This is a genomic window from Brevundimonas halotolerans, from assembly GCF_003730275.1.
Lineage (GTDB): Bacteria > Pseudomonadota > Alphaproteobacteria > Caulobacterales > Caulobacteraceae > Brevundimonas > Brevundimonas halotolerans.
In genome coordinates, this window is record NZ_QTTA01000016.1 from 253,924 (window position 1) to 280,859 (window position 26,936).

Here is a 26,936-nt window from a genome sequence, read left to right on the forward strand (position 1 = left end):
TCTCGCGGGTCGACTGCCCGCGCGTTTCCGCGATGTGGAAATGGACAGGTGGCGGAGTGGTCGATCGCGCACGCTTGGAAAGCGTGTGTACGTGAAAGCGTACCGAGGGTTCGAATCCCTCTCTGTCCGCCATCGCCTACCCCATTGAATATCAACGATAAGGGTCAACAACCGGTGTGAGAATTCACACCGGTCCTTCCGACGACGAGAACGGGCCATGCTCCGCTTCCGGCAGATGAAGACATTGCAGAAGTTCAGCTCCGTCCACGCCGCCTTCCACAACCACTTCAACCAGGATCGCCACCTCATCAGCAGAGACGACTACAAAGCCCGACGATCAGCCGCCCTGGCTGAGTGGAAGACGCTCGCCGGATAGGCTCTGCGGCCCCTACCCAGTCTGCGCCTGGTGGAGACGAGTTGTCGTTGGACTGACAGCACCCTGAGCGGCCAACCCTGCCGCCGGCCGTGACACGGCGTGTGCGTCACGCGTTTGTCGCCCGGCGCAGTTTTCCTCCCCGCCGCCTTCCACAACCTCTTCAACTAGGACCGCCATCTCATCAGCCGGGACGACTACAAGGGCCGACGCTCAGCTGCTCTGGCTGAGTGGAAGGCGCTCGCCGCCTGAGGCTTGTCTCCCCTCCCCCACCGGCGTTCAACGGAGACAAGTTGCCGTCAGACTGACAGCACCGTTTGCCTGACAGCACCGAGGATAGGCTGGTCGGCATCGTGGTCCGCCCGGCAACGGCCGCGACCACCGCGCAGCCCGCCCGTCAGGCAGCCGACGCCTTTGCAGAAGCCAGCGCTCCCGCTGCTTGACGCTCAGCCCCCCGGGCAGCGCCGGCGCGCGGGTCTGCTCCGGGGCCTCGAATTCGAGGGAAGAATCTGGCACCGACGTAGGGGTTCTCGTTGAAGGAGTTCTCCATGATCCGATTTATGCCGATTGCGGTCGCTTCCGCCCTGGCACTGTCTGCCTCACCCGTATTGAGCCACGCCCGTCTGGTGTCGGCTACGCCCGCGAGCGGGGCGGTTGTGTCGGCGCCCCGCACGATCAGCTTGACGTTCAGCGAGCGGTTCGCCGCGCCGTTCTCCAACGTCGAGGTCGAGGACGGGCGGGGGCGCGCCATCGCCTTGACCAAAACGGTGTCGGAGGACGGCAAGACGTTGGGCGGGTCGTTCGCAGCGCCGCTGTCGGCCGGGACCTATCGCGTGACCTGGGCCATCGCGGCGGCCGACGGTCACCGCATGACGGGAAACTACAGCTTCACCGTCCGCTGACGTGCCGATCGACCTGACCGTCGTCGTCCTAAGGTGGCTCCAGTTCGCTGCGGCGGTCGTGGCGCTGGGACTGCCACTGTTCCGGATCTATGCGTCGGGACCGGTCCCTTCGCGTTCGGTGCGTCGGGTCGCCATCACCGCCGGGCTGCTTCTGGCGGTCGGGGCGGCCGCTGGCCTTGTGGCTCAGACGGCCATGATGGCAGGCGGCTGGGCAGCAGCCGCAGACCCCGCTTCAATCGGTTACGTGATCCAGTCCACCAGTCTGGGCATGGCGCACATCGCCCGCGCCATACTGGCCCTGACAGGGGTCGCGATCTCGATGTTCGGACAGGACAGGAAGGTCGCGCAGTTGATGGCTGTCGCGGCGTTCGCCGGGGCTACAGCCAGCTTCGCCTGGAGCGGCCACGGGGCGGCCAGCGAGGGAGCCGGGGGGCTCATCCACCTGATCGCCGACATCATTCATGCGCTGGCGGCCGCCGTCTGGTTGGGCGCGCTGGCAGGATTCTGCATGCGGCTGTGTCGTCCTTTCGGAGGCGAGATCGAGACGACGACGCGTGCCCTTGCCGGGTTCGCCACGGTCGGCTCGGCAGCCGTTTCGGTGCTGGTGCTCACAGGGTTGATCAACGCCGGCTTTCTGATCGGCATTGACGGCGTGGTCCGGGTTGCAAGCTCGACCTGGGGCCTGCTGCTCCTGGGCAAGCTGGCCCTGTTTATCCTGATGGTCGGGCTGGCGGCGCATAACCGCTTCACCCTGACGCCCGCCCTGGCGCGGGCCATCACGCATGATACCCCGACCGACGGGCCTGTTCGGAGACTGCAGCTCAGCATTGGCCTGGAGATGGCGGCCGGCCTCGTCCTTCTGGGGCTTGTCGCGGCGATGGGCGTGCAGATGCCGCCGGCGTCGATGTAATCAGCGCGGCGCGCGCGACGACCAGTGGATGTGGCGGATACGCCAGACGTCGCCGTCCCGGTGCAGGATCATGGTCTCGGCGGTCAGCCGGTCGACGGGCCGGCCATTGAACGCGCCGGTCGTGCGGCCCTCGGTCAGCACCCAGGCGACGTCGCCCTCGACCCGGGCCGCTCGGCGCGTGACCTCGGCGGTGGTGGCGGCGGCGAAGGCCATGTCTGCGGGCAGGTGATGGCCTGCGTATTCCTCGCGCGAGCGCTCGGCACCGCCCTCTTCCAGCACCACGACGTCCTCGGCGAGCAGGGCCAGGACAGCCTCGGCGTCGCCCGACCCCAGGGCGGCATGAAAGGCTTCCACGACGGCGATGGCGGGGCGCGCCGCTTCATCATCGGCCGGGGCTGACGCGGATGAGACAGCGCCACCGGGGGTCACGATGACGGAGGCCGATACGGCGAGGACGGCGGCGAGGATCAGGCGCTTCATGAAGGGCTCTCGGTGGCGAAGGAGTGTGACTATGCTCTATTTGTGCGGCGAGGACAGCACCCTCTTGCGAGGGGCGGACAGGGACCGTGCGTAGATGTGCGGAACCCATGGAGACGATCGGCATGGTCGAACTGGATAACTTGATTGCACGGGGCCCGCCTGTGGAAACCGCCTCTCTCGACGGTCTGGAAGACGGCGTCTGGCAGCGCGTGCAGCAGGCGCAAGTCAGGACACGTGAGCGATCGCTGCGGTTCGCGGCGCTTGGAATCGCGGCGGCCATCGGCGGCGTCGCCGGTGGCGTAACGGCGCCGACAGTCGAAACAGGTCGCAGCGAACTGTCTATCTTCAGCCCCCGCATGGCAGCGACACCCCTTGGTATCCGGAGCACCCTCGGATGAGCGGGCTGAAGTCCACACTGGTCACAGCCGTGCTGGCCGCCGCCGTAGGCGCGGCCGCGGCCTGGGGTGCAATGACCATACAGGCGCGGCAGGACAGGCCCGCCGACCTCCACCACCTCGTTCACGAAAGGCTGGACCTGAGCCCGGAACAGGATCGGCGTCTGGACGAGATCGAAGCGGCGTTCGCCGAGCGGCGAGCGCCACTGGAAGCCGAGGTACGACAGGCCAATGCGGAACTGTCGGCTGCGATTGCCGCCAGCCAAGGCGAGACGCCCGAAGTTCAGGCCGCCGTCGATCACTTCCACACCGCCATGGGTGATCTTCAGATGGCGACGATCCGTCATGTGTTCGAGATGCGCGCCGTGCTGACGCCCCGGCAGGCGGAAGAGTTCGACCGCGCGGTGGTCGAGACCCTGCGCGCCGACGCCGACTGACACGAGCGTGGGGGCTGGCGACACCGACGAAGGCCAGGCCGCCCTGGGAGACCGGGCGGCGTTTTCGCGCCTGATGACGGCGACGAAGGGTGAGTTGCATCGGTTCGTCAGCCGTTACGTCGGCGACCCGGACGAGGCGCTGGACCTGACCCAGGAGACCTATGCCGCCGCCTGGCTGTCGATTCGTCGATACGATCCCGAACGGCCGTTCGGAGCCTGGCTGCGCACCATCGCCCTGAACAAATGCCGGGACTGGAGCCGTCGCCGCCGCGTGCGTCGTCTCGTGAGGGGCGTCATGGGCCTGGACGCGCCGGAAGCCATGACAGTCGGTGACCCGACGCCCGGGGCCGAGGACCGGATGGATGATCGGCGGCGGGTGGAGCGTCTGAATCGCGCCTTGAATGAACTGCCCGACGGTCAGCGCGCGCCGCTCCTGCTCGCGGTTCTGGAAAGCCGGTCTCATGCCGAGATCGGCCGGATACTGGGACTGTCGTCCAAGGCGGTCGAACTGAGGATTGCCCGCGCCCGAAAGGCCTTGCTGGATCGCCTCGGCCCCTCCGAATGAGCCCCTGCGACCAGCCGTCGCGAGGGGCGGGCGCGGTTCTGACGTAAGGCTTGTTCAGACAGATGGGCCAAGACAGACGCATGAGATCGATTCAAACAGACCGTCGCGCATTGCTGCGCGGCTTCGCAGGCGGCGCAGGGCTTTTCGCCGCCCAGGGGTTGATGCCGGCATGGGCCCAGAGCGGGTCAGCGGGCCTAAGGACAGACCTGCACACACTCGACGGACCGGACGTGCGGCTGACGGTCGGCCATTCGCCGTTCACCGTCGGCGGGCGCACCGGTCACGGCATCACCGTCAACGGGACCTTGCCCGCGCCGCTGATCCGGCTGCGCGAGGGCCAGACGGCGCGGCTGTCGGTGACCAACACCCTGGACGAAGACACGTCTATCCACTGGCACGGGGTGCTGCTGCCCTTCCACATGGACGGCGTTCCGGGGGTCAGCTTCCCCGGCATCCGGCCCGGTGAGACCTTCCAGTATGAGTTCCCGGTGATCCAGTCCGGTACCTTCTGGTATCACTCCCACTCGAACCTCCAGGAGGCGATGGGCCACTACGGACCGCTGATCATCGATCCGGCGGGCGCGGATCCGGTTGCCTACGACCGCGAGCACGTCATCGTCCTGTCGGACTGGAGCTTCCTGCACCCTCACGAAATCCTGGATCGGCTCAAGAAGAGCCCCGGCTACTTCAACCAGTCGCGCACGACCCTGTCGGGCCTCGTGTCCGGCGAGGATGGGATGTCGCTGGAGGAGCGGCGCATGTGGGGCGGGATGCGCATGGACCCGCGCGACATCGCCGACGTCAACGGCACGACCTATACCTATCTGGTCAACGGCCATGGCCCGACCGAGAACTGGACCGGCCTGTTCCGTCCCGGCGAGCGGGTGCGGCTCCGGGTCATCAATGCCTCGGCCATGTCGATCTTCAATGTGCGTATCCCGGGCCTGGCCATGACCGTGGTCAATGCCGACGGCGAGAACGTGCGCCCCGTCGAGACCGACGAGTTCCAGATTTCGGTGGCCGAGACCTATGACGTCATCATCCGCCCGACCGATGACCGCGCCTATACGCTGGTGGCCGAGTCGGTCGACCGGTCCGGCATGGCGCGGGCGACGCTGGCGCCCCGTCCGGGCATGACGGCAGAGGTACCGCCGCTGCGCGAGGTGCCGACCCTGACCATGCGCGACATGGGTATGAGCATGGGGGGAATGGGCGGGATGGCGGGCATGGATCACTCGGCCATGGGACATGGGATGGATCACGCCGCCATGGGCCACGGAGAGCCTGCCGCCGCGCCGATGGACCACGGGTCCATGGATCACGACATGCGCAACCCGGACAATGCGCCGGCCGGCATGGCTGTCGGCGTCGGTGTCGACATGGTCTCGCCGGACCCTGCCAACCGCCTTGGCGAGCGCCCCATGGGGCTGGAGGACGCGCCGCACCGCGTGCTGGTCTATACCGACCTCGCCTCCCTGGCGCCCAACAAGGATCAGCGGTCGCCCTCGCGCGCGCTCGAAATCCACCTCACCGGCAATATGGAACGGTTCATGTGGGGCTTCGATGGACGGAAGTTCTCCGAGATCGTCGAGCCGATCCGCTTCGAGCGCGATGAGCGGGTGCGCGTGACCCTGGTCAACGACACCATGATGGCCCACCCCATCCACCTGCACGGCCACTTCTTCGAGCTGGTGACGGGCGGCCCGGCCGGGCATCAACCGCTGAAGCACACGGTCAACGTCGCGCCGGGGTCCAAGGTGACCTTCGACCTGACCGCCGATGCGCCGGGCGACTGGGCCTTCCACTGCCATATGCTGATGCATATGCACGCGGGGATGTTCAACGTCGTTACCGTCCGCCCGCTGGATGGAGCAGCGTCATGATCCGGCTTTTGATGTGTCTGGTGCCGCTGTTGCTCCTGGCGGGCGCTGCCACGGCCCAGGATCATGAGCATCACCCCCCAACGGCCCAGACGCCCGCGACGGTCCCGCCGACGGCTGATCCGCATGCCGGACATGACATGAGCCCGGCCCCGGAACCCGTCGACCCCCATGCCGGTCACGACATGGGAGCGCAGCCCCGGACAGCGGATCCGCACGCCGGACATGACATGAGCGAACAGGCGATGGGTCCGCCAGACGTGCCGACCAGCGCCGATGACGATGGACGTCCCCGCCAACCGCCCCTGCCGCCCGCTGCCCTGTCCGGCCCGGCCCATGCGGCCGACGCGATCTGGGGGGCGGATCGGATGACCGGCGCCCGCGACATCCTGAGGCGCGAGAACGGCGATGTGCGCGCCACCGCCGTCATCATCGACCGGCTGGAGGTCGGCTTCGGCGATGGCGAGGAGGCCTGGACCTGGGACGTGGCGGGCTGGACCGGCGGCGACATCAACCGCTTCTGGGGGAAGTCCGAGGCCGAAGGCGACTTTGATGGCGAGATCGAAGGCGAGGTCCAGGCTCTCTACAGCCGCGCCATCACGCCCTTCTGGGATGTGCAGGCGGGCGTGCGCCAGGACTTCGGGGAGGGCGGCGAGGATCCGACCCATCTGGTGCTCGGGCTCCAGGGTCTCGCCCCCTATTGGTGGGAGGTCGACGCTGCCACCTTCCTGTCGACCGAAGGCGACCTGACCGCGCGGGTCGAAGCCGAGTATGACCAGCGCATCACCCAGCGCCTGATCCTGCAGCCGCGCATCGAGGTCGAGGCTTCGGCGTCCGACGTGCCGGAGCTCGGTCTGGGCTCGGGTTTCACCCACGTCGAGGCCGGCCTTCGCCTGCGCTATGAAATCGCAAAGGAGTTCGCGCCCTATGTCGGGGTGGAGTGGAGTCGCGAACTCGGAGATACCGCCGACTTCACCCGCGCGGCGGGCGGCGAGCCCGAGCACACCCGTTTCGTCATCGGCCTCAAGGCCTGGTTCTAAGGAGAGTTACCTATGCGCAAGATCATGCCGACCGTCGCCATGACCCTGGCCCTCATGGTCCCCACATTCGCTCAGGCTGTCGAGGCTTGCTGCTGCTGCGAGCAGGATCCCCCGGGCGCGCAAGCAGGCCACGACGCCCACGACGCCCATGCTGCCGACCCCGACCACGCCGCGCACGACGTCGTCACCAGCCCGGCGGACGGAGCCATGACCGACGGCTCGCCCGACTGGTTCACCGCCACCTTCCCGCACGCGATGACCCTGAAGACGGTTACCGTGACCGCCGAAGGACGTGACGCGGTCGCGGTTCCCGTTGCTGCTGCGGCCGCAACGACGCGCGTATCGGCCGATTTGCCGACCCTGGCCCCCGGCAATTATGTGCTGAACTGGACGGCCGAAGGCGCCGACGGTCATGAGATGACGGGCGCCGTCCGTTTCATGGTCCACTGATGGCACCCCGATTGAACCGTCGCGTGCTTCTTGGCGGCGCGGTCGCGCTCGCCTCGGCGGGCACCGCGATGGCCCAGGACCGTCGGATGACCGCCTACAAGACGCCCTGGTGTGGATGCTGCGACGGCTGGGTGGCGCACATGCGCGCCGCGGGCTGGACCGTTGAGGTGGTCGAGCGCGAGGACCTCGCCCCGGTTCGTGCCCGTTACGGCGTGCCGGATCGCTATGCCGGGTGCCACACCGCCGTGGTCGGCGCCTATGCCGTCGAGGGCCATGTTCCGGCCTCCGACGTCGCCCGTCTGCTGAGGGACCAGCCGCAGGCGGTGGCCCTCGCCGCACCGGGAATGCCCGCCGGCTCGCCCGGCATGGAGGCTGCGGGCCGCCAGCCCTACGTCACCCTGCTGATTGACCGCAGGGGCCAGGCCACCGTGTTCGGGCGCCATAACGGAGCCTGAGCCTCAGGCCGTCTCCCCTTGGAAGGCGGCGATGATCGGACAAGGCCCGCTATCCTTTGAGGCACAGGCGCTCGCCAGCCGCCTCAGGGCCGCCCTCGCCGTCTCCAGATCAGCGATGGTGCGGTCCAGCGCCGCCAGACGCTCGGACGCCAGCACGCGGGCCCGAGCCCTGTCCTCGCCGGCGTCCAGAGACAGAAGTTCCTTGATCTGCTCCAGGGTGAAGCCGGCTGTCTGCGCCGAGCGAATGAATCTGAGCCGACGCACATCCTCCTCGCCATAGCGGCGGATGCCCGCGCCCACCCCGTCGCGCGACCAACGATCAGGCGTCGGCATAAGACCCCGTCGCTGATAGAATCGCACTGTCTCCACCCCCACGCCGCCTTGCTGCGCCAGGGCCGCGATCGTTCTGACCTTCATGATTGACTCCGTACTTAAGTACGGAACCTAAAGTCCCCGCTCTGGATTGCCAAGCCAAGGAGCACACCATGTCCAAACCGTCCCGAACCGCCGTCCTGTATCGGATGGTCATGCCCGACCACACCTGTCCCTGGGGTCTGAAGGCCCGTCACCTGCTGAAGAGCCGGGGCTACACCGTCGATGACCGCTGGCTGACCACCCGCGAGGAAACCGACGCCTTCAAGGCCGAACACGGGGTCAAGACCACGCCCCAGGTGTTCATCGACGGCCAGCGCATTGGCGGTCACGATGACCTGCGTCGCTTCCTCGGCCTGAAGGTGCGCGACCCCAAGGCGACGACCTATACGCCCGTACTGGTCGTGTTTCTCACGACCGCCGTCATGGCCGCCATGCTCAGCCTTGTCGTTTTCGGCACCCCTCTGACCGTGCAGGCGGCCGAATGGTTCATCGCCCTGTCGATGATGGTGCTGGGCATGCTGAAGCTGCAGAACGTCGAGAGTTTCTCGTCGATGTTCCTGAACTATGACCTGCTGGCCAAGCGGTGGGTGCCCTATGGCAAGGTCTATCCCTTCGCCGAGTTCGCGGCTGGTGCCCTGATGGTCGCCGGTGTCCTGACCTGGCTGTCGGCACCGGTCGCCCTGGTCATCGGCGGCATCGGCGCCGCCTCGGTGTTCAAGGCCGTCTACCTCGACAAGCGGGAACTCAAGTGCGCCTGCGTCGGCGGCGACAGCAATGTGCCGCTGGGCTTCCTGTCCCTGACAGAAAACCTGATGATGATCGCCATGGCGGTCTGGATGCTGGTCATGGAGTACGCCGTAGGGTCCACCGCCATGCCGATGTGACCCGTGCCGCTTCGTCCCGGGCGGCCCTGCCCCCCGGTGGTTTTTTCAGAACCACCGGGGGCGACTGGAAACATCCGTCGCCCCCGGCCTGTCTGCTATCAGGCTGCTTTTACTGGAACCCGTCGTTGGACGGCAGTTGATACCAGCTTTCGTCGGTATCCAGGCCCGTCGGCTTCAGCAGGTCCGATGACCAGCTTGCCAGAACGTCCTTCAGCCCCGAGCCGGAGGACGCCGGATCAAGCAAGGCGTCCTCATAAGCCGGTGTTTCGGCCGGAAGGACCTGCGGCCCCATCCCCTCCAACACCATCGGCAGGAAGTCATCGGCGTCGATCGTGGGCACAATGCGTGCCGGATCGGCATCCTCGACCCGGAGCATCAGCCCCGCCCACTCACGTCCCGAGTCGACCGGGAGCATGGGCAGGAAGGCGTCGTCATCCAGCGGTGGCAGCACCTGCGGTCCCAAGTCCTTGAGCTCGAACGCCTCACCCGCCTCAGGCAGCACCTGCGGTCCCGAATCCTTGGACACGAAGGAACCGGTCTCGGACGGCAGGGTCTGCGCCCCGTCGTTCTTCAGGTCAACGGTGTCGGCACCCGGCAAGACTTGCGGGCCGGTGGCCTCCACCTCGCCCTCCGCGCTCGGTCCGGGCAGAACCTGCGCGTCGGTCATGGGCTTGGACGCCATGGCCAGCGGGGCGCCTTGGGGCACGATCGCGGCCGGGGCCGGATCGATCGTCACCGTGATGGTCTGCGGCGCCGTGCTGGCCGAAGATCCGGTTTCATCGATGAAGGTCGTCGCGACCACCGTCAGGGTGAACGAGCCGGAGAAGCTGTCCGGCGTATCGATGAGCAGGTTGCCGCCCAGTCCGCTGGCGGGAACCTTCCATCCCCCACTCGCCGCATCCGCCTCGCCGGAGTTGAAGGTCGAACCGGCGGGGAAGCCTGTGATGATCACATAGGAATCCTCCGCGCTCTCGCCCGCGCCCAGCGTCATGGACACCGGTACGGTCACCAGGTCGCCCTGTTGGCCAGCCGCCTCGGCGATCCGCGCCAGCCGACCGGGAACCAGTCCAAGGAAGCTTTCGATCGCAGCGGCGGAAGCGGAGGTCGAGGCGAGATAGGCCATCTGGACACCGTCCGTCGGCGTAACGCCGTCATGGGCGCCTTGAACCCCGACGCCGCCAAGTGTGGTCCAGCCGGCAAATCCGGATTCGAAGCTCGAGATCGTGACCCCGTTGACCTGCAGATTGTCGACCAGAAGATGCGAATTCAGCGAACTGTCGTTCACATTCGAAACCCCGACACCGAAGCTGTACGACCCGGCCTCCGTCGCTGTGAAGGTGAAGGTCTGCCAGCCCGTCGTGCCATAGTCGCCGACCACCTGGACCGAACCCAGCATGTAGGCTGCGCCGTTCACCGTGGCGAAGGCGAAGTCATTGTAGGGCATGTAGTCGTGGGCGACGAAGTCCCAGGTGAACGAGACCGTGTCGCCCGCCGCGAGGGTGACGGTCGTCTGGATCGCCGACCCGACGGTCGGGTTCAGCACCGTCGATGAGCCCACCGCGAGCACCGGAGCATCCGCCACACCGGCCACATTGATCGTGGTCGAGGCATTGGCCATGCCGCCGTTACCGTCAGCGACGGTGTAGACGAAATCCACCGGACCACTGGCATTGGCGACGGGTGTGTAGGTCAACGTCCCGTTCGCGTTCAACGTCAGAGTGCCGCCGTCGGCGAGCGCCACCGAGGCGCCGGTCGAGATGGCCTGACCCTCGATGTGCGTCACCGTCAGAGTGTCGCCGTCAACGTCACTGTCATTGGACCGGACGTCGAAGGTGATGGACTGATCCTCGACCGCCGCGACCACATCATTGCTGGCGACCGGACCATCGTTCTCGCCCTGGACCGTGACGGTCAGGGTGGTGGTGTCCGATCCGCCGTCATCCGTGACCGTGTAGGTGACCGAGGTCGTGGCCGATTCCCCGACTCCGAGGTGATCGAAGTCGCCATCGGTATCGAATGTGTAGCTGCCGTCCGACTGGAGGATGAACTCTCCGCCGTTGCTGCCGTCGACACCCTGTCCGACCAGACCGGCGTCGCCATCCACCGCAGTGACGAAAACGTCAGCGTCGGCCGCGATGCGGAGGTTGTCGATCAGGCCCCCGACACCGTCATTGGCGCTCGCCGGTTCGCGGAAGGTGATGACGTCCGAGCCGCTGCCGATGAAGGTCACTGTGAAGGTCGAGAAGGTGGTCGAGGGCGGCGTGAACACGCCCAGCGACACGCCATTGACGAGGAACTCGACCTGGTTGCTGCCGGGCGAAGTGCCGTTGCGCTGAGCAAGGTCGAAGTTCAGCGTGTACTCGCGGCCAACGTCGGTCGTCAGGTTGCTGCTGTAGGCGTCCTGCCCTCCGCCGTTGTCCAGTTCAAGGAAGGCCGTGCCGTCGCTGGCGATATTGCCGCCGAAGCCCGTGCCCCAGACCTCGAACGAGCCCTGCACCGAAGTCCAGCCCGGAAGGCTGGCCGGATAGTCGATGCCGCCCGGTCCGACGTTGTGGCCGTCCTCGAAGCTGCCGTTGACCAGCACGTTGCCGCTGTTGCCCGTCGAACCGGTGACGATGTCATTGGCGACGACGTTGCCGGACGCCTGTCCGTGCTCGGAGACCGTGACGGTGTCCGGATTGGCGACCGGCGCCTCCAGCTGTCCGTCGACGGTGATGGTCACCGTGGTGGTCGAGGTCGCGCCGCTGGGATCAGTGACCACATAGGTGAAGGTGTCCGTCACCTGCTGGCCACGGCTCAGGGCCTGGAGTTCAGCCGACGAGCCCGGGTCGTAGACGACATCGCCGGCAGCGTTGATCGAGACGCTGGCGCCCCGTGCGGAGACCGCCGAGACGGAGGAGATCGACAGGGTGTCGCCATCCAGATCGGTATCGTTGGCGAGCAGGCTGCTCGCGGTCAGAACCAGGGTCGTATCTTCATCCGTCGAAGCGGTGTCGGGCTGGGCGACCGGCGCATCGTTGACGGCCGCGAGATCCACCTCGACGGTCGAGGTGTCCGCGCCCCCCATGCCGTCGCTAACGGTATAGGAGAACGTCTGCACTCCGTTCGCGTTGGCCGCCGGCACATAGGTCAGCGTGCCGTCGGCGTTCAGACGAACGCTGGCGCCGCCGCCCACAGCCACGGTTCCGTTCACGGCGATATTGGCGCCGTTGACGTGGGTGATCGTCAGGGTCTCGCCATCGACGTCGGTGTCGTTCGCGAGCACGTTGATGGTGACCGAGGCGTCTTCTGTCCCGGATACGGAGTCGATCACCGCGACCGGCGCATCATTCGTGCCGGCGACCCGGATCGTGACCGTGCTCGGCTCGGAGACCGCGCCGTGGGCGTCAGTAGCGGTGTAGGTGAAGGTCACCGTCCGGAACTCGCCCTGGGCCAGGTCCTGGAAATCGTCACCCGGCGAGAAGCCAAAGGTGCCGTCGCCGTTGTTGACGACGCTGCCTTCCGAGGGCGCCGAGGTGATCGTGTAGGTCAGGCTGGCGCCGTCGTCGTCGCTGTCGACGTCGTCGCCATCGAAGGCGCCGATCACCACCGGGCCGTCTTCATAGGCGCCGGACCCGCCGCCGCCGCCGCCGATCCGGGTGAACTCCGCATCCCAGGACGCATCGACGCCGGTCAGGGCCACACGGGCGAAGTTGATCTGGCCGTCCCCGTCCGTATCCCCCTGATTCTGCAGGTAGACCGCGCCATTCGTACCAAGGGAAGGGAAGACGATGTCGAGGTCGCCGTCGCCATCCACGTCACCAACCGCCACGCCATAGTTACTGGAAGCGCCTGTCACGTTCTGAATCGAGAATTCGACCAGACCGTCACCATTCGTGTCGCCCTGGTTGTAGGCGATGCGAGCGTTGCCGGAGAGCTCCGACGAAACAACGTCGAGGTCGCCGTCTCCGTCGATGTCGATCAGTTCGCTTTCCAGCGTATTGCCGCCGGTCGGCAGTTCAATGGTCCTGAAGTTGATCAGGCCGTCCCCGTCGGAGTCGCCATCGTTGATGTAGACCACCTCGTTCTGGCCACCCCAGCGGGAGACCAGCAGATCCAGGTCGCCGTCGCCGTCGATATCACCGGTGATCACGCCGAGACCGTTGGTGTTGTAGGCGCCGCTAAGATTCTGGACGCGGTAGTTTATCTGTCCGTCGCCGTCCGTGTCGCCCTGGTTCAGCAGAATCTGGTTGGGACCTTGCCAGTAGTTGGCGACGATGACGTCGGTGAGACCGTCGCCGTTCATGTCGGCGGTGGTGATGCCGTAGGCATTGCCCTGGGCGCCCGTGGCAACCGTTCGCGCCGCGAAGTCGTTAATCAGCCCGTCGCCGTTTGCGTCGCCGGTGTTCAGCAGCTCAGTCAGAGTGTTGGATCGCGACGCCACGACATCGAGACGACCGTCGCCGTCCAGGTCGCCGAGCGCGACGTCATATCCCGCGAATGTGTTGGTCAGGACCGACCGGACGAAATTCGCCTGGCCGTCACCGTTGGTGTCGCCAACATTGGTGTATGAGACCAGGCCTTGCTGGGTGGCGACCACAACGTCGATGTCTCCGTCGCCGTCAATGTCGCCGACCGCCAGGCCGTAGTGATAGTCGTAGTAGGCTTGGCCTTGGCCTTGGCCCGGGAGTTCCGAACTCGAACCCGGGGCGTCGACGATCCCGTCGCCGTTGGTATCGATCAGCGAGAACACCACCTCTCCGCTGTCCTGGTTGTAAGCGGCGTAGCTGTAGTACCCGCCGAACACGAGCGGGAAGCCGGCGCCAACCGACGTTCCACCCATTTCGACATCGCCTGTGACAGGGGCGTCATTGGTTCCGGTCACGGTGATCGTCACCGAACCCGGCGTCGAGGCGCCGTGAGCATCCGTGGCCTCGTAGCCGAAGGTGATCTCGCGCGTCTCACCGGCAGCGAGGTTCTGGAAATCGGCGCCAGGATCAAAGGAGAAGGTGCCGTTGCCGTTGTTGACGACACTGCCTTCAGCCGGGCTTGAGGTGAAGGTGTAGGTCAAGCTGCCGGCATCGTCGTCGCTGTCCGCATCGTCGGCCGAGAAGGCGACCGTGACGGGCGCGCCGTCTTCCATCGCCGTGCCGGTCACGTCCTGGACCACGGGCGCATCGTTCGTGCCGGTGATGGTGACGGTGACGGTCTGGTCGACGGTGCCGCCGCTCCCGTCATCGACCGTGACGGTATAGCTCTGGGTCAGGACCTCGCCGACGGCCAGATACTGGATCGCGGCGTTGTCGACTGCGAAGTCCCAGGCGACCGAACCGCTGCCGTCGCCGGCTCCGTCGTCCGTGATCGTGGCGGTGAAGGTTCCGAGGTAACCGCTGCCGGCCGCGGCGCTGGACACGGTGTGCCCGTCGCGCAGATCGACGTCGGCAAAAGCGATGGCACCCGAGGTGGCCACCGCGCCGTCTTCGACGACGGCGCCCGATGAGGTGGCGCTGGTGACGGTCGGCGCATCGTTGGTGCCAGTGATGGTGACGGTGACGATCTGATCGACCGTGCCACCGTTCCCGTCATCGACCGTGACGGTGTAGCTCTGGGTCAGGGTCTCGCCTTCGGCCAGATACTGGATCGCGGCGTTGTCGACTGCGAAGTCCCAGGCGACCGAACCGCTGCCGTCGCCGGTGCTGTCGTCGCTGATGCTGGCGGTGAAGGTTCCGAGGTAACCGCTGCCGGCCGCGACGCTGGAAACGGTGTGGCTGTCGCTCAGATCAGCGTCGGCAAAATCGATTGCACCCAAGGCAGTGACCGGGCCGTCCTCAACGACGGCCCCGCTGGATACGGCGGCCGTCAGGGTCGGAGCGTCGTTCGAGCCCGTGATGGTTACCGTCACCGTGGCGGTCTGTACGTCGCCGTCAGAGTCGGTGACGGTGTAGGTGAAGGTGTCGGTCGCCGTTTCGCCCACGGCAAGATACTGCCAGTGCGTCGCGTCCGGCGTGTAGACAAAGCTGGCGGTGTCGGCCGTCACCGGCGCTCCACTGGTCCGCGTCAGGGTAACCGAACCGTGCGCCGGCTGGGTGTTGGTCAGGGACCCGATCAGGTCCGGCACGCTGTCGTTGAGAAGCACATCAACGGCCACGCTGGCGCTGTCCTCACCGGCCGTCATGACGTCATCGACCAGCGTCACCGCCTGGTCGCGCGGATCCATTTCCACACCGTCGACGATGATGCGGATGTTCTCGAACTTCGACGCGATCAGGCCAAAGGAGAAGGTGAAATTCTTGTTGTTGGCCTGGCCGTTCACCGGGTGGGTGACCTCGGCGAGGAAGGCCAGGTAGCGGGCAATGTCGGCCTGAACCGCCGGGCTCTGCCACTCGGCGCGCGTCATCACGAGCTGCAGCGTGTCAATGTGCGACCCGCCGTCATAGACATCCGTCGAACCGACGTTTTCGCTCAGGTCGTAGACGAGGATATCGTTACCCGAGTCCCCGCTGACGATATCGTTGCCCGAACCACCGTCCAGCACATCATTGCCGGCCCCGCCGTTGATCCGGTCATTCCCGCCGAGACCGTGGATCACGTCGTCGCGCGCTCCCCCGTTCAGGTGGTCATTGCCGGCAGTGCCGGTGGTGGTGTCGTTACCCGATTTGCCTTTGGCAGCCATGGCTGAGTCCTTCGCCGTCATGTTTTGCGGTACCGAACCGGCAGCGGCGGACACTTGGACCGCAACGCACAGGCCGCCGCCCCTTGGGCAGCACCGACGCGCTGACACTGTTGTTCCTTACCCCCAACATCGCTTCGGGATCGAAGCGACCACCCTGCCCCCCTCAACTTCCAGTGAGATTTGGACGACAGGACGAGAGGAGGGGTAAACGAGTTCTTAATCGATAAACATGCCTGTCCGTCTCAAGGGCGATGCACAGTTATCAAAAAATGTCGCGTTTTCCCCTTTTAGGATAGGAACTTGCTTAACCGACCGCGGGTCACAGAACCTTGCTCAAAGCTCTTCCGATCCGCTAAACTCGATTCGCTGCGGACGCCGCCTCCCGCATAGCTTGTGGTTATCGAGAGGCGATCAGAGGGCTTATGTCTGCAACCGCGCGTCCGGGCATGGCCCGCTGGAACGTCACCGCCGTCAACGATCCCGACGCCTTCGACCGCTACCGCGCGGGCCTGGCAGACTGGTATGACACCTCAGGTTTCAGCGACGCCGATGCGTCCCGGTTCTTCACCGAAAAGACCATATGCCAGTTCGGGGACTTCGTGCTCACCCGGGGGCGTTCGATCGGGCAAACCCTGACGCGGGGGCCAGAGCAAATTCGGCGCTCCGGGCTGGACGGCGTGACCCTGCTGCTGGATTTTGGGGGTCTCGAGGGAGACGCTGACGGTCTCACGGTAAGCGGCCGACCGGGCACAGTGCATATCCGCCATCAGGCCAGGCTCTCGGCCGCACGGCTCGCCGCGGTGGATGTGCTCACGATCACTATGCCGCGCGAGGCAGCCCCGCCCTGGCTTATGGAGCCCCATCTTCACGGGGCCAGCATCGACAGCTGTCCCGCCATCGGTCGCATTCTGATCAATCATATATCGGTACTGGCGAGCACCGCGCCGACGATGGGGCTTGAGCAAGGGATCAATTCAATCCGGGCAGCCCTGATCCTCGCGGAGAAGGCATTCCGAAATTCCGGCCGCCTTTCGTCAAACCAGACCAAGGCCGTCTACCGAAGCATTCGGGCCGCGGCGACCCAGCACATCGACCGCCATCTCACTGAATCCCAGCTCGGCATTGTTCACTTGACCAATGCGATCGGCGTCTCGCGCGCGACCCTGTTCAGGGCCTTCTCAGAGAGTGGCGGCATCAACAGGCATATTACACATCAGCGCCTCCAGCGCGCCCGCTCCGCCTTGCTGGAGCGGATCGGTCGAAACCCGTCAGTCGCGGAGATTGCCCACACCCATGGCTTTGTGAGCGAGGCGCATTTCAGTCGCCTGTTCAAGCTGGCTTATGGAACTCCCCCCGGAGCTGTGCGACCGCTTCGGACGTTGCCGGAGCCGGACTTCAGCGGTGACATCCGCTACGATCTGCTCCTCGACTGGATGAAAGGCGGGCCCGACTGACCGGGCCATCTCCTGCGCGCCGGGTCCACCGTCCACGATCGCCTCAATCCGGATTGCAATCGTCCCCGGGGCCGGTCCTGCCATGGGCTTCGACGCGCTCCATAAGGTCGCGCAAAAAGGATGCCGCAAGGCTCTCGTCGATGTCGTGAACATGGGGTCCGTTGATCCCGCTGCCGCCGGCGGTGTCGATCCGTATGGTGGCGATGCCCAGCAGACGCTGGACTGGCCCGCGCCGCACGGTCACAGCCTGCACATTGCCGTAAGCACCGTCCAGTCGCGTTGCACCAGCACACCGCGCGTGACCTGTACGCTCCCGGCAGCCAGCGCATAGCCATGCCTTCGACGGGTGCTGTCGGCACTGTCGGCCCAAACTGATTGCAGATGACGGCGGGGGCACCTAGCGTCTCCGGCATGGCCGAATCGACGAACCCGTTTCGGTACTTTGACAGCTCGCCCGAGGTGATCCGCCTCGTCGTGATGATGTAAGTCAAATACCCGCTGTCTCTGCGGAATGTGGAGGACCTGCTGGCCGAGCGTGGCATCGACATCTCCACGAGACGGAGAGGCTTTGGTGTAACCGGTTCGGTCCGATGTTCGCTGCGGAGATCCGCCGGAAGCGGGTTCATAAAATGCGGGCCTTCACCCACTGGCGATGGCACCTCGACGAGGTCTACGTGAAGATTAACGGCGAGATGCACTACCTATGGCGCGCCGTGGACCACGAGGGCGAGGTGCTGGAATCTTTTGCCAGCAAGACCCAGGACAAGCCGGCCGCGCTGAAGTTCATGAAGAAACTCATGAAGCGGCACGGCCGGGCCAAGGCTATCACCACGGACGGTCTGCGGTGCTGTCAGCACCGCCTCGGCCCGCCGTCAGTTCGCGGGGACCCGATCTGTTGGCCAGCCGGCATCGCGGGCCGCTGCCTCATCGAGGGGGGCGAGTGTCTCCGCGCTCACCATCTCATCAACCGTGTCGAGCACGGGTCCGGGGAGTGCCGATCCGGCTTGTCGCACCTCCGGGCCTGCGTCCGGGACCGGAGCCATGACCACGATCTGCCATGCCTGGCCGCTCCGGCACGCCAGACCAGCCAGTCCCGCAGCGCGCGCCTCGAACGTCCGGCACCAACGCGCGTCCTGATCCTGGAAGGTCAGGCCAACAGAACGACCTTCAGCGTCTGGCCCTTGGGCGGCGAGGCGCGTGTCCAGCACCCTCAAGAGGTCGCCATCGACCACAGTTCCGCCGGGCGCCATCAGCGCTCGGGCCGCGCGGCCTTCCAGACCCGAGGCCAGCAGCATTCCGCCGACGAATGCGGCAGTGACCAGGCCGGCCCATACCGCCGTACGTTGCGGGAGGGTGAATGTGTTTAGCGCCGCGCCCGCACGGGCGATCCAGCTCGCGGGTTGCCGAGCGGCGGATATCCGGGCTGCCAGGGCGAGGTCACGCGGGTCGGCCACACAGGGAAAGGCGTCTCGGGTCACAGTGTTCAGACGCCGAAGGCTTTCCGCGCGCCTCGTCATGGAAGGGCTGGCGTCTATGAGGGCCTTGATACGGTCAGCCTCCGCAGGCGGGAGCTCTCCGTCGATCCATGCCATCAGGATCTTGTCGTCCAGCTGGGTCATCCGGAAATCTCCTGACTGGACAATGTTTCAACAAGCGCCAGCCGTCCCCGTACCAGGCGGCTCGTCAAGGTTCCGACCGGTATTCCGAGAACCTTGGCGGCCTCCGCATAGGTCAATCCTTCGATCAGCACGAGCGCGACGGCATGCCTCTGGTCGTCAGGTAGACGATGAATGGCATCGCGCATCGCCATCGCGTCGGCGCGCGCGTCCTCATCTGCGATGGACCTGTCCGGGGCTCTGTCGTCGGTCTCACTACTTGGCGAAAGTATGCGAGACCAGCGGCGTGCCGACCGACCGTGATCGATAGCGATACGTCTCATGATCGTGAAAGCCCAGCTGTCGAGGCGCGTCCCCGGCCGGAAGGTATGGCGGCTGGCCAATGCCCGCTCGACGGTCTGCTGGACAAGGTCCTGCGCATCCGCATCCTCGGACCGCACCACGCGGGCAAATCGACGGAGGCGCGGAAGAAGCTCCACAAGTCCATTCTGAAACTCGTCCAATCGATTTCCCCGGCCATGGTGGATGAAACGAGCGAACCCTGTCGTTTCATCCCATAGTATAATCATGGGGCCGCATTCCGGAGCCAACAAATGGAGGATCTGAAGATGGGCGAGCAGTTCTGGCGGGTTCTGGCCGCATTGCTGACGGTCGTCCTCATGGCGTTGTCGCCGCCTGCTATGGCCCAGATTCCGGGCTTGTCGCGGTCGATTCCATCCCTGCCGCCACTGGGCGGAGATGGCATGCCTCCCCTGGCCGACACGGACCGCTACGTCCGCGGAATAGTGGACGAAGCACTGCAGGCACCGCGCCGTCTGACACGCCTCGCCCGAAGGTCCGACCGGCGGCTGGACGTCGACCCGAATGGCTGGCCCGTCGTTGCCCGTGAGATTGTGGTGATCGACCTGGGCACGCGAGCCCGGGCGACGATCCTGGCAGCCGGCTATGTGATTGTTCGCGAGGAGCGGCTGGAGGCCCTGGGGATCACCTCGACCGTGCTGGCCCCGCCCCGACGGATGTCGCTGGACGAAGCGATGGAAATGCTTGAGCAGATGAATGTCGAGGCATCCATCAGCTACAACCATATCCACGCGCCCGCAGGAGCCATCGCCGGTTCACCCTACGGGGGCCTGGCTCCTGCAGGCGTGATGCCTGTTCGCCCCAGGCTCGGATTGATCGATTCCGGCGTAGATCCTTCCCATCCCGCGCTAGCCGGATCGCCCATCGCTCAGCGCGGGTTTGCTGGCCCACCCAGAATGGGGGCGCATGGCCTCGCGGTTGCCTCCTTGATGGTTGGACAAAGTGGCAGTTTTCGAGGGGGGGCACCCGGCGAGGCCTTGCTTGTCGCGGATATCTACGGTGGACAGTCGACGGGGGGCGCATCCACGACGCTGGCGCGGGCCCTCGACTGGCTCGTCTCGGAAGGCGTCCCGGTTGTCAACATCAGTCTCGTAGGGCCGCGCAATGCCCTTGTAGAACGCGCCATAGCAAGGGCACAGGCTCTGGGGGTGACCATCGTAGCCGCCGTGGGCAACGACGGACCTGCCGCCGCCCCCCTGTACCCGGCCTCGTACCCCGCCGTCATCGGTGTGACCGCCGTGACAGGTCGCAACAGCGTCCTTCCGGAAGCGGCCCGAGGGCCTCAGGTCGACTTTTCCGCGCCCGGTGCCGACATGGCCGCTGCGGCGCAAGCGGGCGGATGGACCACGGTGCGGGGCACCTCCTTCGCCGCTCCGATCGTCGCCGGAATGCTGACGCGTACCACCCGTGCGACCCTCGCAAGAGACGCGCTGGACCTCGGCTTGCCCGGCCCGGATCCGGTGTACGGCGTCGGCCTGGTCGGCAGCGCCTCCCGCACTGAGCCGCGGAGTGTCGGGGCTCGCGGCCGCCTGCGCCTGCAATAATTTTTTGCGCGTAACGGGATGAAGTCGCCTGGTCCGCTCGTTGGACCTGTTGATGGCGGGATTGACCGCGATTTGCAGGAGACAGACGATGAAAAAAGTAATCATGATGGCCACGGTTGCTGCCGGCCTCGCGATGGCAAGCGCATCGCACGCGCAGGTTCTGGGCGGCTCCGGCGGCCTGACCGGCGGTCTGGGCGGGACCATCCAGCCCGGCGGTGTGTTTGGCGGAGCCGGCTCGATCGGTGGCAATCTGGGCGGCGTCGTTGATGGTTCTCGCGCGGTAGGGGCCCCGACCCGGGCCCTGTCGCGTGCCGAGCGCCGGGCCGCTGCTGCTCAGGAACGCGCAACGAGCGAAGTGGAAAGTGGTCTCGCCCATGTGGAGAGTGCGGCCGCTCGTGTGCAGGACGAAGCGGGAACGATGACGACGGACGTTTCCGGGCGCGCGGCAGGCGTAATTTCCTCGGCGGCGTCAGAGCTCAACTCTGTGGAGGCTGATGCCACCGGTTCGCTGGACGCGGTCGCGACCGGGCGCGTCGAGAATTCAGCGCAGGGCGACCCCACTCCGGTGGTCGCTGACGACCGGTCGCGTCGCCGCGCACGCGTGAATCTGGATGCCGACGCATCCGCCTCGGCGGCCTCGGATGGTGGCTCCACGTCCGCGTCGGCAGGCGCATCGGCCAATGCTCGCGCCCGCACTGACGACTAGCCCACGACCGGCGCCCGGCCCTGGCCCCGCAGTGAGACTGCCTGGCCGGGGCCAGATGCCGCTTGTCCATCGAGGACGCGCAGGTTCGCGAAACGGCATGCCCTTTGAAACTCCGCCCTTTCAGGGAGACTTCCTTGCCCCACTCCAGCTCCGTTCGTATTTGTCTGGTCCTGATCGTTACGCCCCTGTCAGGACTGGCGACAACCGCTGTCGCCCAGGTTCGATGGGAGACGTCCGCCAGCGTAGAATACACGACGGGATCGTACGGTGGCACAGAGGCGACAGAGGTTGTGTACGCCCCCCTCAGCGTAAGTGCGGTCGCATCCCGCTGGAGATTCGCCGCCGCTCTTCCCTACGTTCAGTTCGAGGGCCCGGGGGGAACAGTCTCCGGCGGAGTCGTTGTGCCTGGCACGGGGCCCGTCGTCAGGCAAAGCGGACTTGGTGACCTCTCCGTCGGCGCAGCCTATCAACTGGTCGAGCCCGTCCTCGGACGCACGCAATGGGAGTTGGCCGCGGCCGTAAAGATTCCGACGGCAGGCGAAAATCTGGGCACGGGTGAGGCAGACTACAGCCTGCAGCTCGGGGCGCGCCAACCTGTTTCTGACCGATTCACTCTGGTCGCCAGCGTCGGCTATACGTGGCTGGGTGATCCGGCGGCCTTTGAGTTGCAGGACGGTCCGACCGCGACCGCCGGTGTCAACTTTGCCCCTGCGCAAGGCCGGAATCTCGGGGTACAGGTGTCTTACAGGCACCCGTTCCAGAACGGCCTTGAGCCCCAGACCGTCCTGAACCCTTATGTCCGGTCGGATTTCTCGAACGGCTGGTCCATCACAGGGTATGGCACGGCGGGGCTGACCACCAGTTCCCCCGACTACGGGGTCGGGCTTTCTCTGGGCCGATCCTTCTGAGCGCCCTCTGCCGCAATCGCTATCAGTCGCTGAGTGGAAGACCCTCGCCGGGTAAGATCTGCGTCCCCTTCCCTACCTGCGGTGAGTGGAGACAAGTTGTCATTGGACTGACAGCACCGCCATCGGGGGCCGATCAGCGGCCGTTAGCTGTTACGAAGAGGCAGGAGCGCCGGGGGTGTTCCGCAAGGCAGGCCCCCTGAAAGCCAGCAGGATCCGGTCGCTCGCCGGTGTCGATCCAGCGCTCAAGAGCGGCGAGCACCGTCAGATAGCCAGCATCTTGCAGCTTGCTGTGCTGGTCCTCATCGGTGGCGGCCTGCACCAGCAGATGCGAGCGACCGGCCAATGCCACGGTCTCGGCATAGGCGGCCTCAGCTCCGTAGAAGACCGTCGGGTCGTAGAGGGCATGCAGCGTCACCGTCGGCGCCACGATCTGGCCGGTCAGGTCGGCGTCATGGGCCAGCAGGGCCACCGCCTCCGGATCTGCGGTGAAGCGCTCGACCCCGGCATTCAGGGCCGCGTCGTCCGAAGAGCCGCTGTAGACCGTGCGGCTGTTGTCGAAGGGGTTGCGTCCACCAAGGCGCACCTGCACCAGGTCCTGAAAGGTGAAAGTGGCCCAGTTCATATGGGCGATCAGCTCATCTTCCTCGAGACCCGTGACGGCCAGGATGTCGCGCTTCCTGCGGGTCTGCTGGGCGGTACGGTCCCGACCCGACAGGCCGATGCCGGTGCAGTCGACGATCCGGCGGCGCAGCTCGGCCCGGGTCATGCGGGCGCCCGCAGGCAAGCCCTGCCAGACGGGATACTGGGGATCGGACGGCGCCGGGTGATTGCCACAGACGTACTGATAGACAGCCCGCAGGTCAGCCCGGAACTGATAGGCCTTCGTGCCGCCGTTCAGCACGCCGTTGGTCAGCAGCACGCCATCGTAGGTGAGCGTGCCTGCGTCGTCGAGGCCGTACAGTTCCGCCGCCTTGGCCGCGACATTGCCGCCCCACGACTGGCCGTGCAGCAGGGTGCGTTCCGGCCGCCCGAACAGGTCCCAGAACACGGTGCGGCTGCGGTCGACGTCCTCGGCGGCCGAGCGGACGCCATAGCCCCCGCGCCGGTACGACGACCCGATCCAGGCGTAGCCCTGACGTACCATGACCGAGAACCGATCGAGGTCTTCCAGCGAGTCCTCGCGTTCGGGCTCCCCCATGCGGGGTCCCCCGTGGGCATGGACGACCAGACGCCCGTTCCAGTTCTCGGGTTTGGCAATGATCAACCAGGCCCCGGCCTCATCCTGCAGCGACAGACAGGTGACGCCGGCGCCGACCGAACGGGGGCAGTCGATGGCGGTCGTCGTGGCGATCGGATCAGGACCCGTCTGCGCCGAAACAGGGGCGCAGCCGAACGCCAGCCCGGCCGCGAGGGCCGCCAGCCCGGAGAGAAGCCGACGGCCCGTTTGCGGTGTCAGGTCAGAACGTCTTCCGGACATTGACATACCAGTATCGGCCCCAAGGATTATGGACCGAACCGCGATAGCCGCCGTCGGCAAGCGACGGGCCCTCATCGGTCAGGTCGCGCACGCCGATGCGGACGCGGGTTTCATCGGGGAATTCATAGTCGCCATAAAGATTGGTGACCAGCTGGTCCTCGACCAGGAAGGGTTCACCCGAGGTGCCCAGCAGGCCGGGCTGCTCAAAGTCACTGATATACTGGGTCGACACACCCGCGCGCCACGGACCCTTGCGCCAGGTGAAGGTGGTGCTGACCCTCCATTCCGGGCGCCCGTTCTGACGGATCAGGTCACTGGAGTCCGGCAGGGTCGTACCTGCGTTGATGGTCCCGGCCTCGCGGGCCGCGTAGAGCTCATTCACGATCGGACCGGGATCACGGGTAAACTCGGTCAGCTGGCTGGCGTTAATCGTCGCAAAGAACGAGCCCCAGGCCGTGCGGCGCAGGGACCAGTTGATCCCGAAGTCGAGGCCGCCGACCGTTTGCGGCTGCAAGTTGACAAACCGGTCGCTGACTGAGGTCGCCTCGCCGGCCACAGTCAAGAAGGTGCCGTCGAACAACAGGACATCATCGGGATCCGGCGCGGCGCGGGTTACCAGCGGGTTTGATCCACCCCCGACCCGAAGCAGATAGTCGAGAGCCAACGCCGTCTGAACGCCCAGAAGCCCGACGATCTGCTCCTGCTCAATGGTCCAGCGGTCGACCGTAAACGTGAACTCGCCGAGATATTCCGGGATGAAGCCGGGCTGCAGCACCAGACCATAGGAGGTGTTGACGCTCTCTTCCGGCTCCAGATCCGGATTTCCCGCGACCAGCAGAGACAGGCCGGACGTGTTGTGCGGACAAGCGGCGAAAGAGGCGATCCGCCCGGCGCGCAGGTCGGCCTCGCAGCGAATATAGTCGATCCCGCTGCCCAGACGCGCGTACTGGGTAGCGTTGGTCTGTTCCAGGTTCGGCGCCCTGAAGCCCTCGGAATAGGAGCCCCGGACACGCACTCCCGGCACGATGTCCCAGGCAGCCGCGATCTTGGGCTTGGCCACCGAGCCAAAGTCCGAATAGTGCTCGAACCGGCCCGCCAGCTGAACATCCAGCTGATGGATCAACGGTATGTTCATCTCGGGTGAGACGAGGGGAATGGCGAACTCCAGATAGGCGGAGCCGACGGTCCGATCGCCATAGGTGTCCGGGTTGGGGCTGACGGCCGAGACGTTCGACAGGCTGGTCACACCGGTGACCATGTCGGTGAACGTGAAGGTACCGTCGAGATTGACATCCCGGTCGTCCTCCTGGGTCTCGTGACGGACCTCGAAGCCGAAGGCAATGCCGACCGGTCCCGCCGGCAGCTCGAAGAAGTCCCCGCGGGTCAGCTTCAGGTCGGCCAGGGCGAGGGTCGTCCGCGAGACGCGCTGGAGGTCCATTACAATAGCGTTGATCGCGGTCTGGCTGCTGGGGGAACAGTCGCCATAGCTGGTTGTAGCGACACAGCCGCCGCTGAACGGATTGTAGGCATTGGGCGTCGACAGGGCCAACTGCTGCTGCAGGAGGGTCCTGTTGATGTTGGGCGAGGTGTCCTCGGCCTCGGCTTCCGAATAGAGCATGGCGCTTTCCCAGTCATAGCCGCGCCATTCGCCGCGCACCCCGCCCAGGAATCGCAGCTGGCGATTCTCGACTTTCACGGTCTGGAACCCCGCATCGACGAACCGATAGTTGGACATCAGCACCGGCAGGCCGGTCGTCGGCACATTGGTCAGGCCCGGCAGGCGATTGGGGTTAGCGGCACCGCCCGCAAAGGTCACAGGACCGAACGGGTTCCAGTAGTTGCTGGCCGGGATCCAGAGACTGTTGAGGTTGATCACCGGAGGCTGAACTGCCTCGCTGCTCGCTGAATAGTAGCCGATCTCGAAAAAGGCTTCGACATTCGCCGTCAGCTCACGGTGCCCTGTCAGGAACAGGTTCAGCCTTTCCACCGTGGGGCGCACCGTGGTCTCGTGGCGGGTGTCGTATCGCAGTTCACGATGGGTGGTGTTAAAATTGTGATTGCCGCTGTTGATGCAGATGCCGCGACCGACGTCCACGCCGCAACCGAAGCTGGCAGGCTGGAACCGGAAGGTCCCGGATGAGGTCGTGACCGCCGTGCCGTTCGACCGGATGACCGGCCGCGACCCGACGCTGAGGCGAGCCCAGGGTGTATGCGACGACCGGCCATCCAAGGCCGTAATTCCGGCGAAATCGGGGTAGTCGTCGAACAGGAGACGCAGGTCATCGGTGGAGGTGAAGTCCTGATCAGAGGCCCAGAGTGCGGTACGGTCCGTATAGTTGACCAACAGCGAGATATTGCCCCGGTCGAAGTCCCGGCCGGCGAAGACATTGATGTCCAGCTCGCTCATGCGGGTGCCCTCGGCCCCGCCGTAGCGCGTGCTGATGGTCAAGCCGTCGAAGTCGTCCTGAAGAACCGTATTGACCACGCCGGCCACGGCGTCCGCGCCGTAGATGGCCGCGGCCCCGTCCAGCAGGACCTCCAGACGGTCCAGGCCACCCACCGGAATGGCATTGGAGTTGTAGCTGATCACCGGGACAGTGCCGGTGTCCGATGTGCCCTGGCTGGTCGGGTGCGCGACCAGACGGCGACCGTTCAACAGGACCAGGGTGTTGCCAACGCCGAGCGAGCGCAGGTTGACCGAGTTGACATCCCCGCGCGCAGCATTGCTGGTCTGGGGGTTGTTGGAGGCGTCGAACAGGACATCGCCCATCTGTGGAATGGTGCGCATCAGTTCGTCACCAGACACCGCTCCGGTGGCGTCGATCTGCTCCTGATCGACCACCACAACCGGCAGGGCAGCCGTCGTCCGGGCCCCCCGGATGTTCGAGCCGACGACCACGATGTCGTCGACCCGGGCCGCAGCCTGATCCTCGGGGTCCTGCGCGGCCGGCGCGGACTGGGCAAATGCCCCGGTCGCAAAGACCGATGCGGTCAGCAGGGCCGTTCCGGCCATCAGCCACTGGCGTTTCGTATTGGACATGGTTTCCTCCCTCGATTTTCTTGTTTTCTTCGG

23 protein-coding genes, 1 tRNA gene and 1 pseudogene are annotated in these 26,936 nt (G+C 65.8%); 17 read left to right on the forward strand and 8 right to left on the reverse strand.

The genetic code is table 11. The features are described from left to right. The first annotated feature begins 42 nt into the window (after nt 1-42). The 4 genes from EG854_RS07390 to copD all read left to right on the forward strand — a co-directional run bounded on the left by EG854_RS07390 (nt 43) and on the right by copD (nt 2,185). A tRNA-Ser gene (locus EG854_RS07390) sits at nt 43-132 on the forward strand. Between the two features lie 25 nt (nt 133-157). After that, nucleotides 158-376, forward strand: coding sequence for a DDE-type integrase/transposase/recombinase (locus tag EG854_RS13445; RefSeq protein WP_375782293.1), 219 nt, complete (start codon nt 158-160; stop codon nt 374-376). Nucleotides 377-921: 545 nt separating this feature from the next. Continuing rightward, nucleotides 922-1,275, forward strand: a complete 354-nt coding sequence (gene copC / locus EG854_RS07400) for a copper homeostasis periplasmic binding protein CopC (RefSeq protein ID WP_123287354.1) — start codon at nt 922-924, stop codon at nt 1,273-1,275. 1 nt (nt 1,276) lies between these two features. Further along, nucleotides 1,277-2,185, forward strand: a complete 909-nt coding sequence (copD, locus tag EG854_RS07405; RefSeq protein ID WP_123287356.1) for a copper homeostasis membrane protein CopD — start codon at nt 1,277-1,279, stop codon at nt 2,183-2,185. Here the strand turns inward: copD and EG854_RS07410 are convergent, their stop codons facing one another. Then, nucleotides 2,186-2,665, reverse strand: a complete 480-nt coding sequence (locus tag EG854_RS07410) for a nuclear transport factor 2 family protein (protein WP_123287358.1) — start codon at nt 2,663-2,665, stop codon at nt 2,186-2,188. 107 nt (nt 2,666-2,772) lie between these two features. On the opposite strand from EG854_RS07410, the gene EG854_RS07415 reads away from it, so the two are divergent. The 7 genes from EG854_RS07415 (at nt 2,773) to EG854_RS07445 (ending at nt 7,887) form a co-directional block, all read left to right on the forward strand. Beyond that, entirely contained in the window at nt 2,773-3,063 is a 291-nt protein-coding gene (locus EG854_RS07415; protein WP_123287360.1) for a hypothetical protein, read from the forward strand. Continuing rightward, nucleotides 3,060-3,497: a Spy/CpxP family protein refolding chaperone gene (locus EG854_RS07420; protein WP_123287363.1), complete on the forward strand. Its 438-nt coding sequence runs from the start codon at nt 3,060-3,062 to the stop codon at nt 3,495-3,497. Before EG854_RS07415 ends, EG854_RS07420 begins: the two co-directional genes overlap by 4 nt. Nucleotides 3,498-3,504: 7 nt before the next feature. Further along, nucleotides 3,505-4,062, forward strand: coding sequence for an RNA polymerase sigma factor (locus tag EG854_RS07425; protein ID WP_241153165.1), 558 nt, complete (start codon nt 3,505-3,507; stop codon nt 4,060-4,062). An 80-nt stretch (nt 4,063-4,142) separates the two neighbouring features. Beyond that, a complete protein-coding gene (locus tag EG854_RS07430) occupies nt 4,143-5,945 on the forward strand; it encodes a copper resistance system multicopper oxidase (RefSeq protein ID WP_123287365.1) in 1,803 nt (600 codons plus the stop codon). Continuing rightward, nucleotides 5,942-6,982 carry a copper resistance protein B gene (locus tag EG854_RS07435; protein ID WP_123287368.1) on the forward strand — a complete coding sequence of 347 codons (1,041 nt, stop codon included), beginning with the start codon at nt 5,942-5,944 and terminating at the stop codon, nt 6,980-6,982. Before EG854_RS07430 ends, EG854_RS07435 begins: the two co-directional genes overlap by 4 nt. 12 nt (nt 6,983-6,994) lie before the next feature. Continuing rightward, nucleotides 6,995-7,432, forward strand: coding sequence for a copper resistance CopC family protein (locus EG854_RS07440; protein WP_123287371.1), 438 nt, complete (start codon nt 6,995-6,997; stop codon nt 7,430-7,432). Nucleotides 7,433-7,518: 86 nt separating this feature from the next. Then, complete coding sequence (locus tag EG854_RS07445) at nt 7,519-7,887, forward strand: DUF411 domain-containing protein (protein WP_446325279.1); 369 nt, start codon at nt 7,519-7,521, stop codon at nt 7,885-7,887. 3 nt (nt 7,888-7,890) lie between these two features. Here EG854_RS07445 and EG854_RS07450 read toward each other — a convergent pair whose 3' ends face one another. Next, nucleotides 7,891-8,304 carry a MerR family transcriptional regulator gene (locus EG854_RS07450; protein WP_123287375.1) on the reverse strand — a complete coding sequence of 138 codons (414 nt, stop codon included), beginning with the start codon at nt 8,302-8,304 and terminating at the stop codon, nt 7,891-7,893. A 68-nt stretch (nt 8,305-8,372) separates the two neighbouring features. Between EG854_RS07450 and EG854_RS07455 the strand changes: the two genes are divergently transcribed. Next, a complete protein-coding gene (locus EG854_RS07455; protein ID WP_123287378.1) occupies nt 8,373-9,146 on the forward strand; it encodes a glutaredoxin family protein in 774 nt (257 codons plus the stop codon). 109 nt (nt 9,147-9,255) lie between these two features. Here the strand turns inward: EG854_RS07455 and EG854_RS07460 are convergent, their stop codons facing one another. Next, nucleotides 9,256-15,798 (reverse strand): Ig-like domain-containing protein, encoded by a 6,543-nt coding sequence (locus EG854_RS07460; protein ID WP_164461933.1) that lies wholly within the window; start codon nt 15,796-15,798, stop codon nt 9,256-9,258. A gap of 446 nt (nt 15,799-16,244) precedes the next feature. Between EG854_RS07460 and EG854_RS07465 the strand changes: the two genes are divergently transcribed. Then, a complete protein-coding gene (locus tag EG854_RS07465) occupies nt 16,245-17,252 on the forward strand; it encodes an AraC family transcriptional regulator (protein ID WP_164461935.1) in 1,008 nt (335 codons plus the stop codon). Between the two features lie 43 nt (nt 17,253-17,295). Here EG854_RS07465 and EG854_RS13380 read toward each other — a convergent pair whose 3' ends face one another. Then, nucleotides 17,296-17,649 (reverse strand): PH domain-containing protein, encoded by a 354-nt coding sequence (locus EG854_RS13380; RefSeq protein ID WP_123287386.1) that lies wholly within the window; start codon nt 17,647-17,649, stop codon nt 17,296-17,298. Between the two features lie 232 nt (nt 17,650-17,881). On the opposite strand from EG854_RS13380, the pseudogene EG854_RS13450 reads away from it, so the two are divergent. Beyond that, nucleotides 17,882-18,085 (forward strand): annotated as a pseudogene (locus EG854_RS13450) (DDE-type integrase/transposase/recombinase); the annotation flags it as partial. Between the two features lie 39 nt (nt 18,086-18,124). Here EG854_RS13450 and EG854_RS07480 read toward each other — a convergent pair. Together EG854_RS07480 and EG854_RS07485 are read right to left on the reverse strand one after the other, a co-directional pair. Continuing rightward, nucleotides 18,125-18,871 (reverse strand): anti-sigma factor family protein, encoded by a 747-nt coding sequence (locus EG854_RS07480; RefSeq protein ID WP_123287475.1) that lies wholly within the window; start codon nt 18,869-18,871, stop codon nt 18,125-18,127. Continuing rightward, entirely contained in the window at nt 18,868-19,371 is a 504-nt protein-coding gene (locus tag EG854_RS07485) for an RNA polymerase sigma factor (protein ID WP_206423385.1), read from the reverse strand. Before EG854_RS07485 ends, EG854_RS07480 begins: the two co-directional genes overlap by 4 nt. A gap of 90 nt (nt 19,372-19,461) precedes the next feature. Between EG854_RS07485 and EG854_RS07490 the strand changes: the two genes are divergently transcribed. The 3 genes from EG854_RS07490 to EG854_RS07500 all read left to right on the forward strand — a co-directional run bounded on the left by EG854_RS07490 (nt 19,462) and on the right by EG854_RS07500 (nt 22,386). Then, complete coding sequence (locus tag EG854_RS07490) at nt 19,462-20,772, forward strand: S8 family serine peptidase (protein WP_241153166.1); 1,311 nt, start codon at nt 19,462-19,464, stop codon at nt 20,770-20,772. An 88-nt stretch (nt 20,773-20,860) separates the two neighbouring features. Beyond that, complete coding sequence (locus EG854_RS07495) at nt 20,861-21,478, forward strand: hypothetical protein (protein WP_164461939.1); 618 nt, start codon at nt 20,861-20,863, stop codon at nt 21,476-21,478. A 290-nt stretch (nt 21,479-21,768) separates the two neighbouring features. Next, complete coding sequence (locus tag EG854_RS07500; protein WP_164461941.1) at nt 21,769-22,386, forward strand: transporter; 618 nt, start codon at nt 21,769-21,771, stop codon at nt 22,384-22,386. Nucleotides 22,387-22,519: 133 nt separating this feature from the next. Here the strand turns inward: EG854_RS07500 and EG854_RS07505 are convergent, their stop codons facing one another. Together EG854_RS07505 and EG854_RS07510 are read right to left on the reverse strand one after the other, a co-directional pair. Beyond that, nucleotides 22,520-23,863, reverse strand: coding sequence for an alpha/beta hydrolase (locus EG854_RS07505; protein WP_123287396.1), 1,344 nt, complete (start codon nt 23,861-23,863; stop codon nt 22,520-22,522). Then, a complete protein-coding gene (locus EG854_RS07510) occupies nt 23,844-26,903 on the reverse strand; it encodes a TonB-dependent receptor domain-containing protein (protein ID WP_123287398.1) in 3,060 nt (1,019 codons plus the stop codon). Before EG854_RS07510 ends, EG854_RS07505 begins: the two co-directional genes overlap by 20 nt. Between the last annotated feature and the right edge of the window lie 33 nt (nt 26,904-26,936).

Excerpts from the sequence above, each read along its gene's own strand:
- copC (WP_123287354.1), top strand. The coding sequence starts at position 922 with ATGATCCGATTTATGCCGATTGCGGTCGCTTCCGCCCTGGCACTGTCT.
- EG854_RS07410 (WP_123287358.1), bottom strand. The coding sequence starts at position 2,665 with ATGAAGCGCCTGATCCTCGCCGCCGTCCTCGCCGTATCGGCCTCCGTC.
- EG854_RS07415 (WP_123287360.1), top strand. The coding sequence starts at position 2,773 with ATGGAGACGATCGGCATGGTCGAACTGGATAACTTGATTGCACGGGGC.
- EG854_RS07420 (WP_123287363.1), top strand. The coding sequence starts at position 3,060 with ATGAGCGGGCTGAAGTCCACACTGGTCACAGCCGTGCTGGCCGCCGCC.
- EG854_RS07430 (WP_123287365.1), top strand. The coding sequence starts at position 4,143 with ATGAGATCGATTCAAACAGACCGTCGCGCATTGCTGCGCGGCTTCGCA.
- EG854_RS07435 (WP_123287368.1), top strand. The coding sequence starts at position 5,942 with ATGATCCGGCTTTTGATGTGTCTGGTGCCGCTGTTGCTCCTGGCGGGC.
- EG854_RS07440 (WP_123287371.1), top strand. The coding sequence starts at position 6,995 with ATGCGCAAGATCATGCCGACCGTCGCCATGACCCTGGCCCTCATGGTC.
- EG854_RS07445 (WP_446325279.1), top strand. The coding sequence starts at position 7,519 with ATGACCGCCTACAAGACGCCCTGGTGTGGATGCTGCGACGGCTGGGTG.
- EG854_RS07450 (WP_123287375.1), bottom strand. The coding sequence starts at position 8,304 with ATGAAGGTCAGAACGATCGCGGCCCTGGCGCAGCAAGGCGGCGTGGGG.
- EG854_RS07455 (WP_123287378.1), top strand. The coding sequence starts at position 8,373 with ATGTCCAAACCGTCCCGAACCGCCGTCCTGTATCGGATGGTCATGCCC.
- EG854_RS07460 (WP_164461933.1), bottom strand. The coding sequence starts at position 15,798 with ATGGCTGCCAAAGGCAAATCGGGTAACGACACCACCACCGGCACTGCC.
- EG854_RS07465 (WP_164461935.1), top strand. The coding sequence starts at position 16,245 with ATGGCCCGCTGGAACGTCACCGCCGTCAACGATCCCGACGCCTTCGAC.
- EG854_RS07480 (WP_123287475.1), bottom strand. The coding sequence starts at position 18,871 with ATGACCCAGCTGGACGACAAGATCCTGATGGCATGGATCGACGGAGAG.
- EG854_RS07490 (WP_241153166.1), top strand. The coding sequence starts at position 19,462 with ATGGAGGATCTGAAGATGGGCGAGCAGTTCTGGCGGGTTCTGGCCGCA.
- EG854_RS07495 (WP_164461939.1), top strand. The coding sequence starts at position 20,861 with ATGAAAAAAGTAATCATGATGGCCACGGTTGCTGCCGGCCTCGCGATG.
- EG854_RS07505 (WP_123287396.1), bottom strand. The coding sequence starts at position 23,863 with ATGTCCGGAAGACGTTCTGACCTGACACCGCAAACGGGCCGTCGGCTT.
- EG854_RS07510 (WP_123287398.1), bottom strand. The coding sequence starts at position 26,903 with ATGTCCAATACGAAACGCCAGTGGCTGATGGCCGGAACGGCCCTGCTG.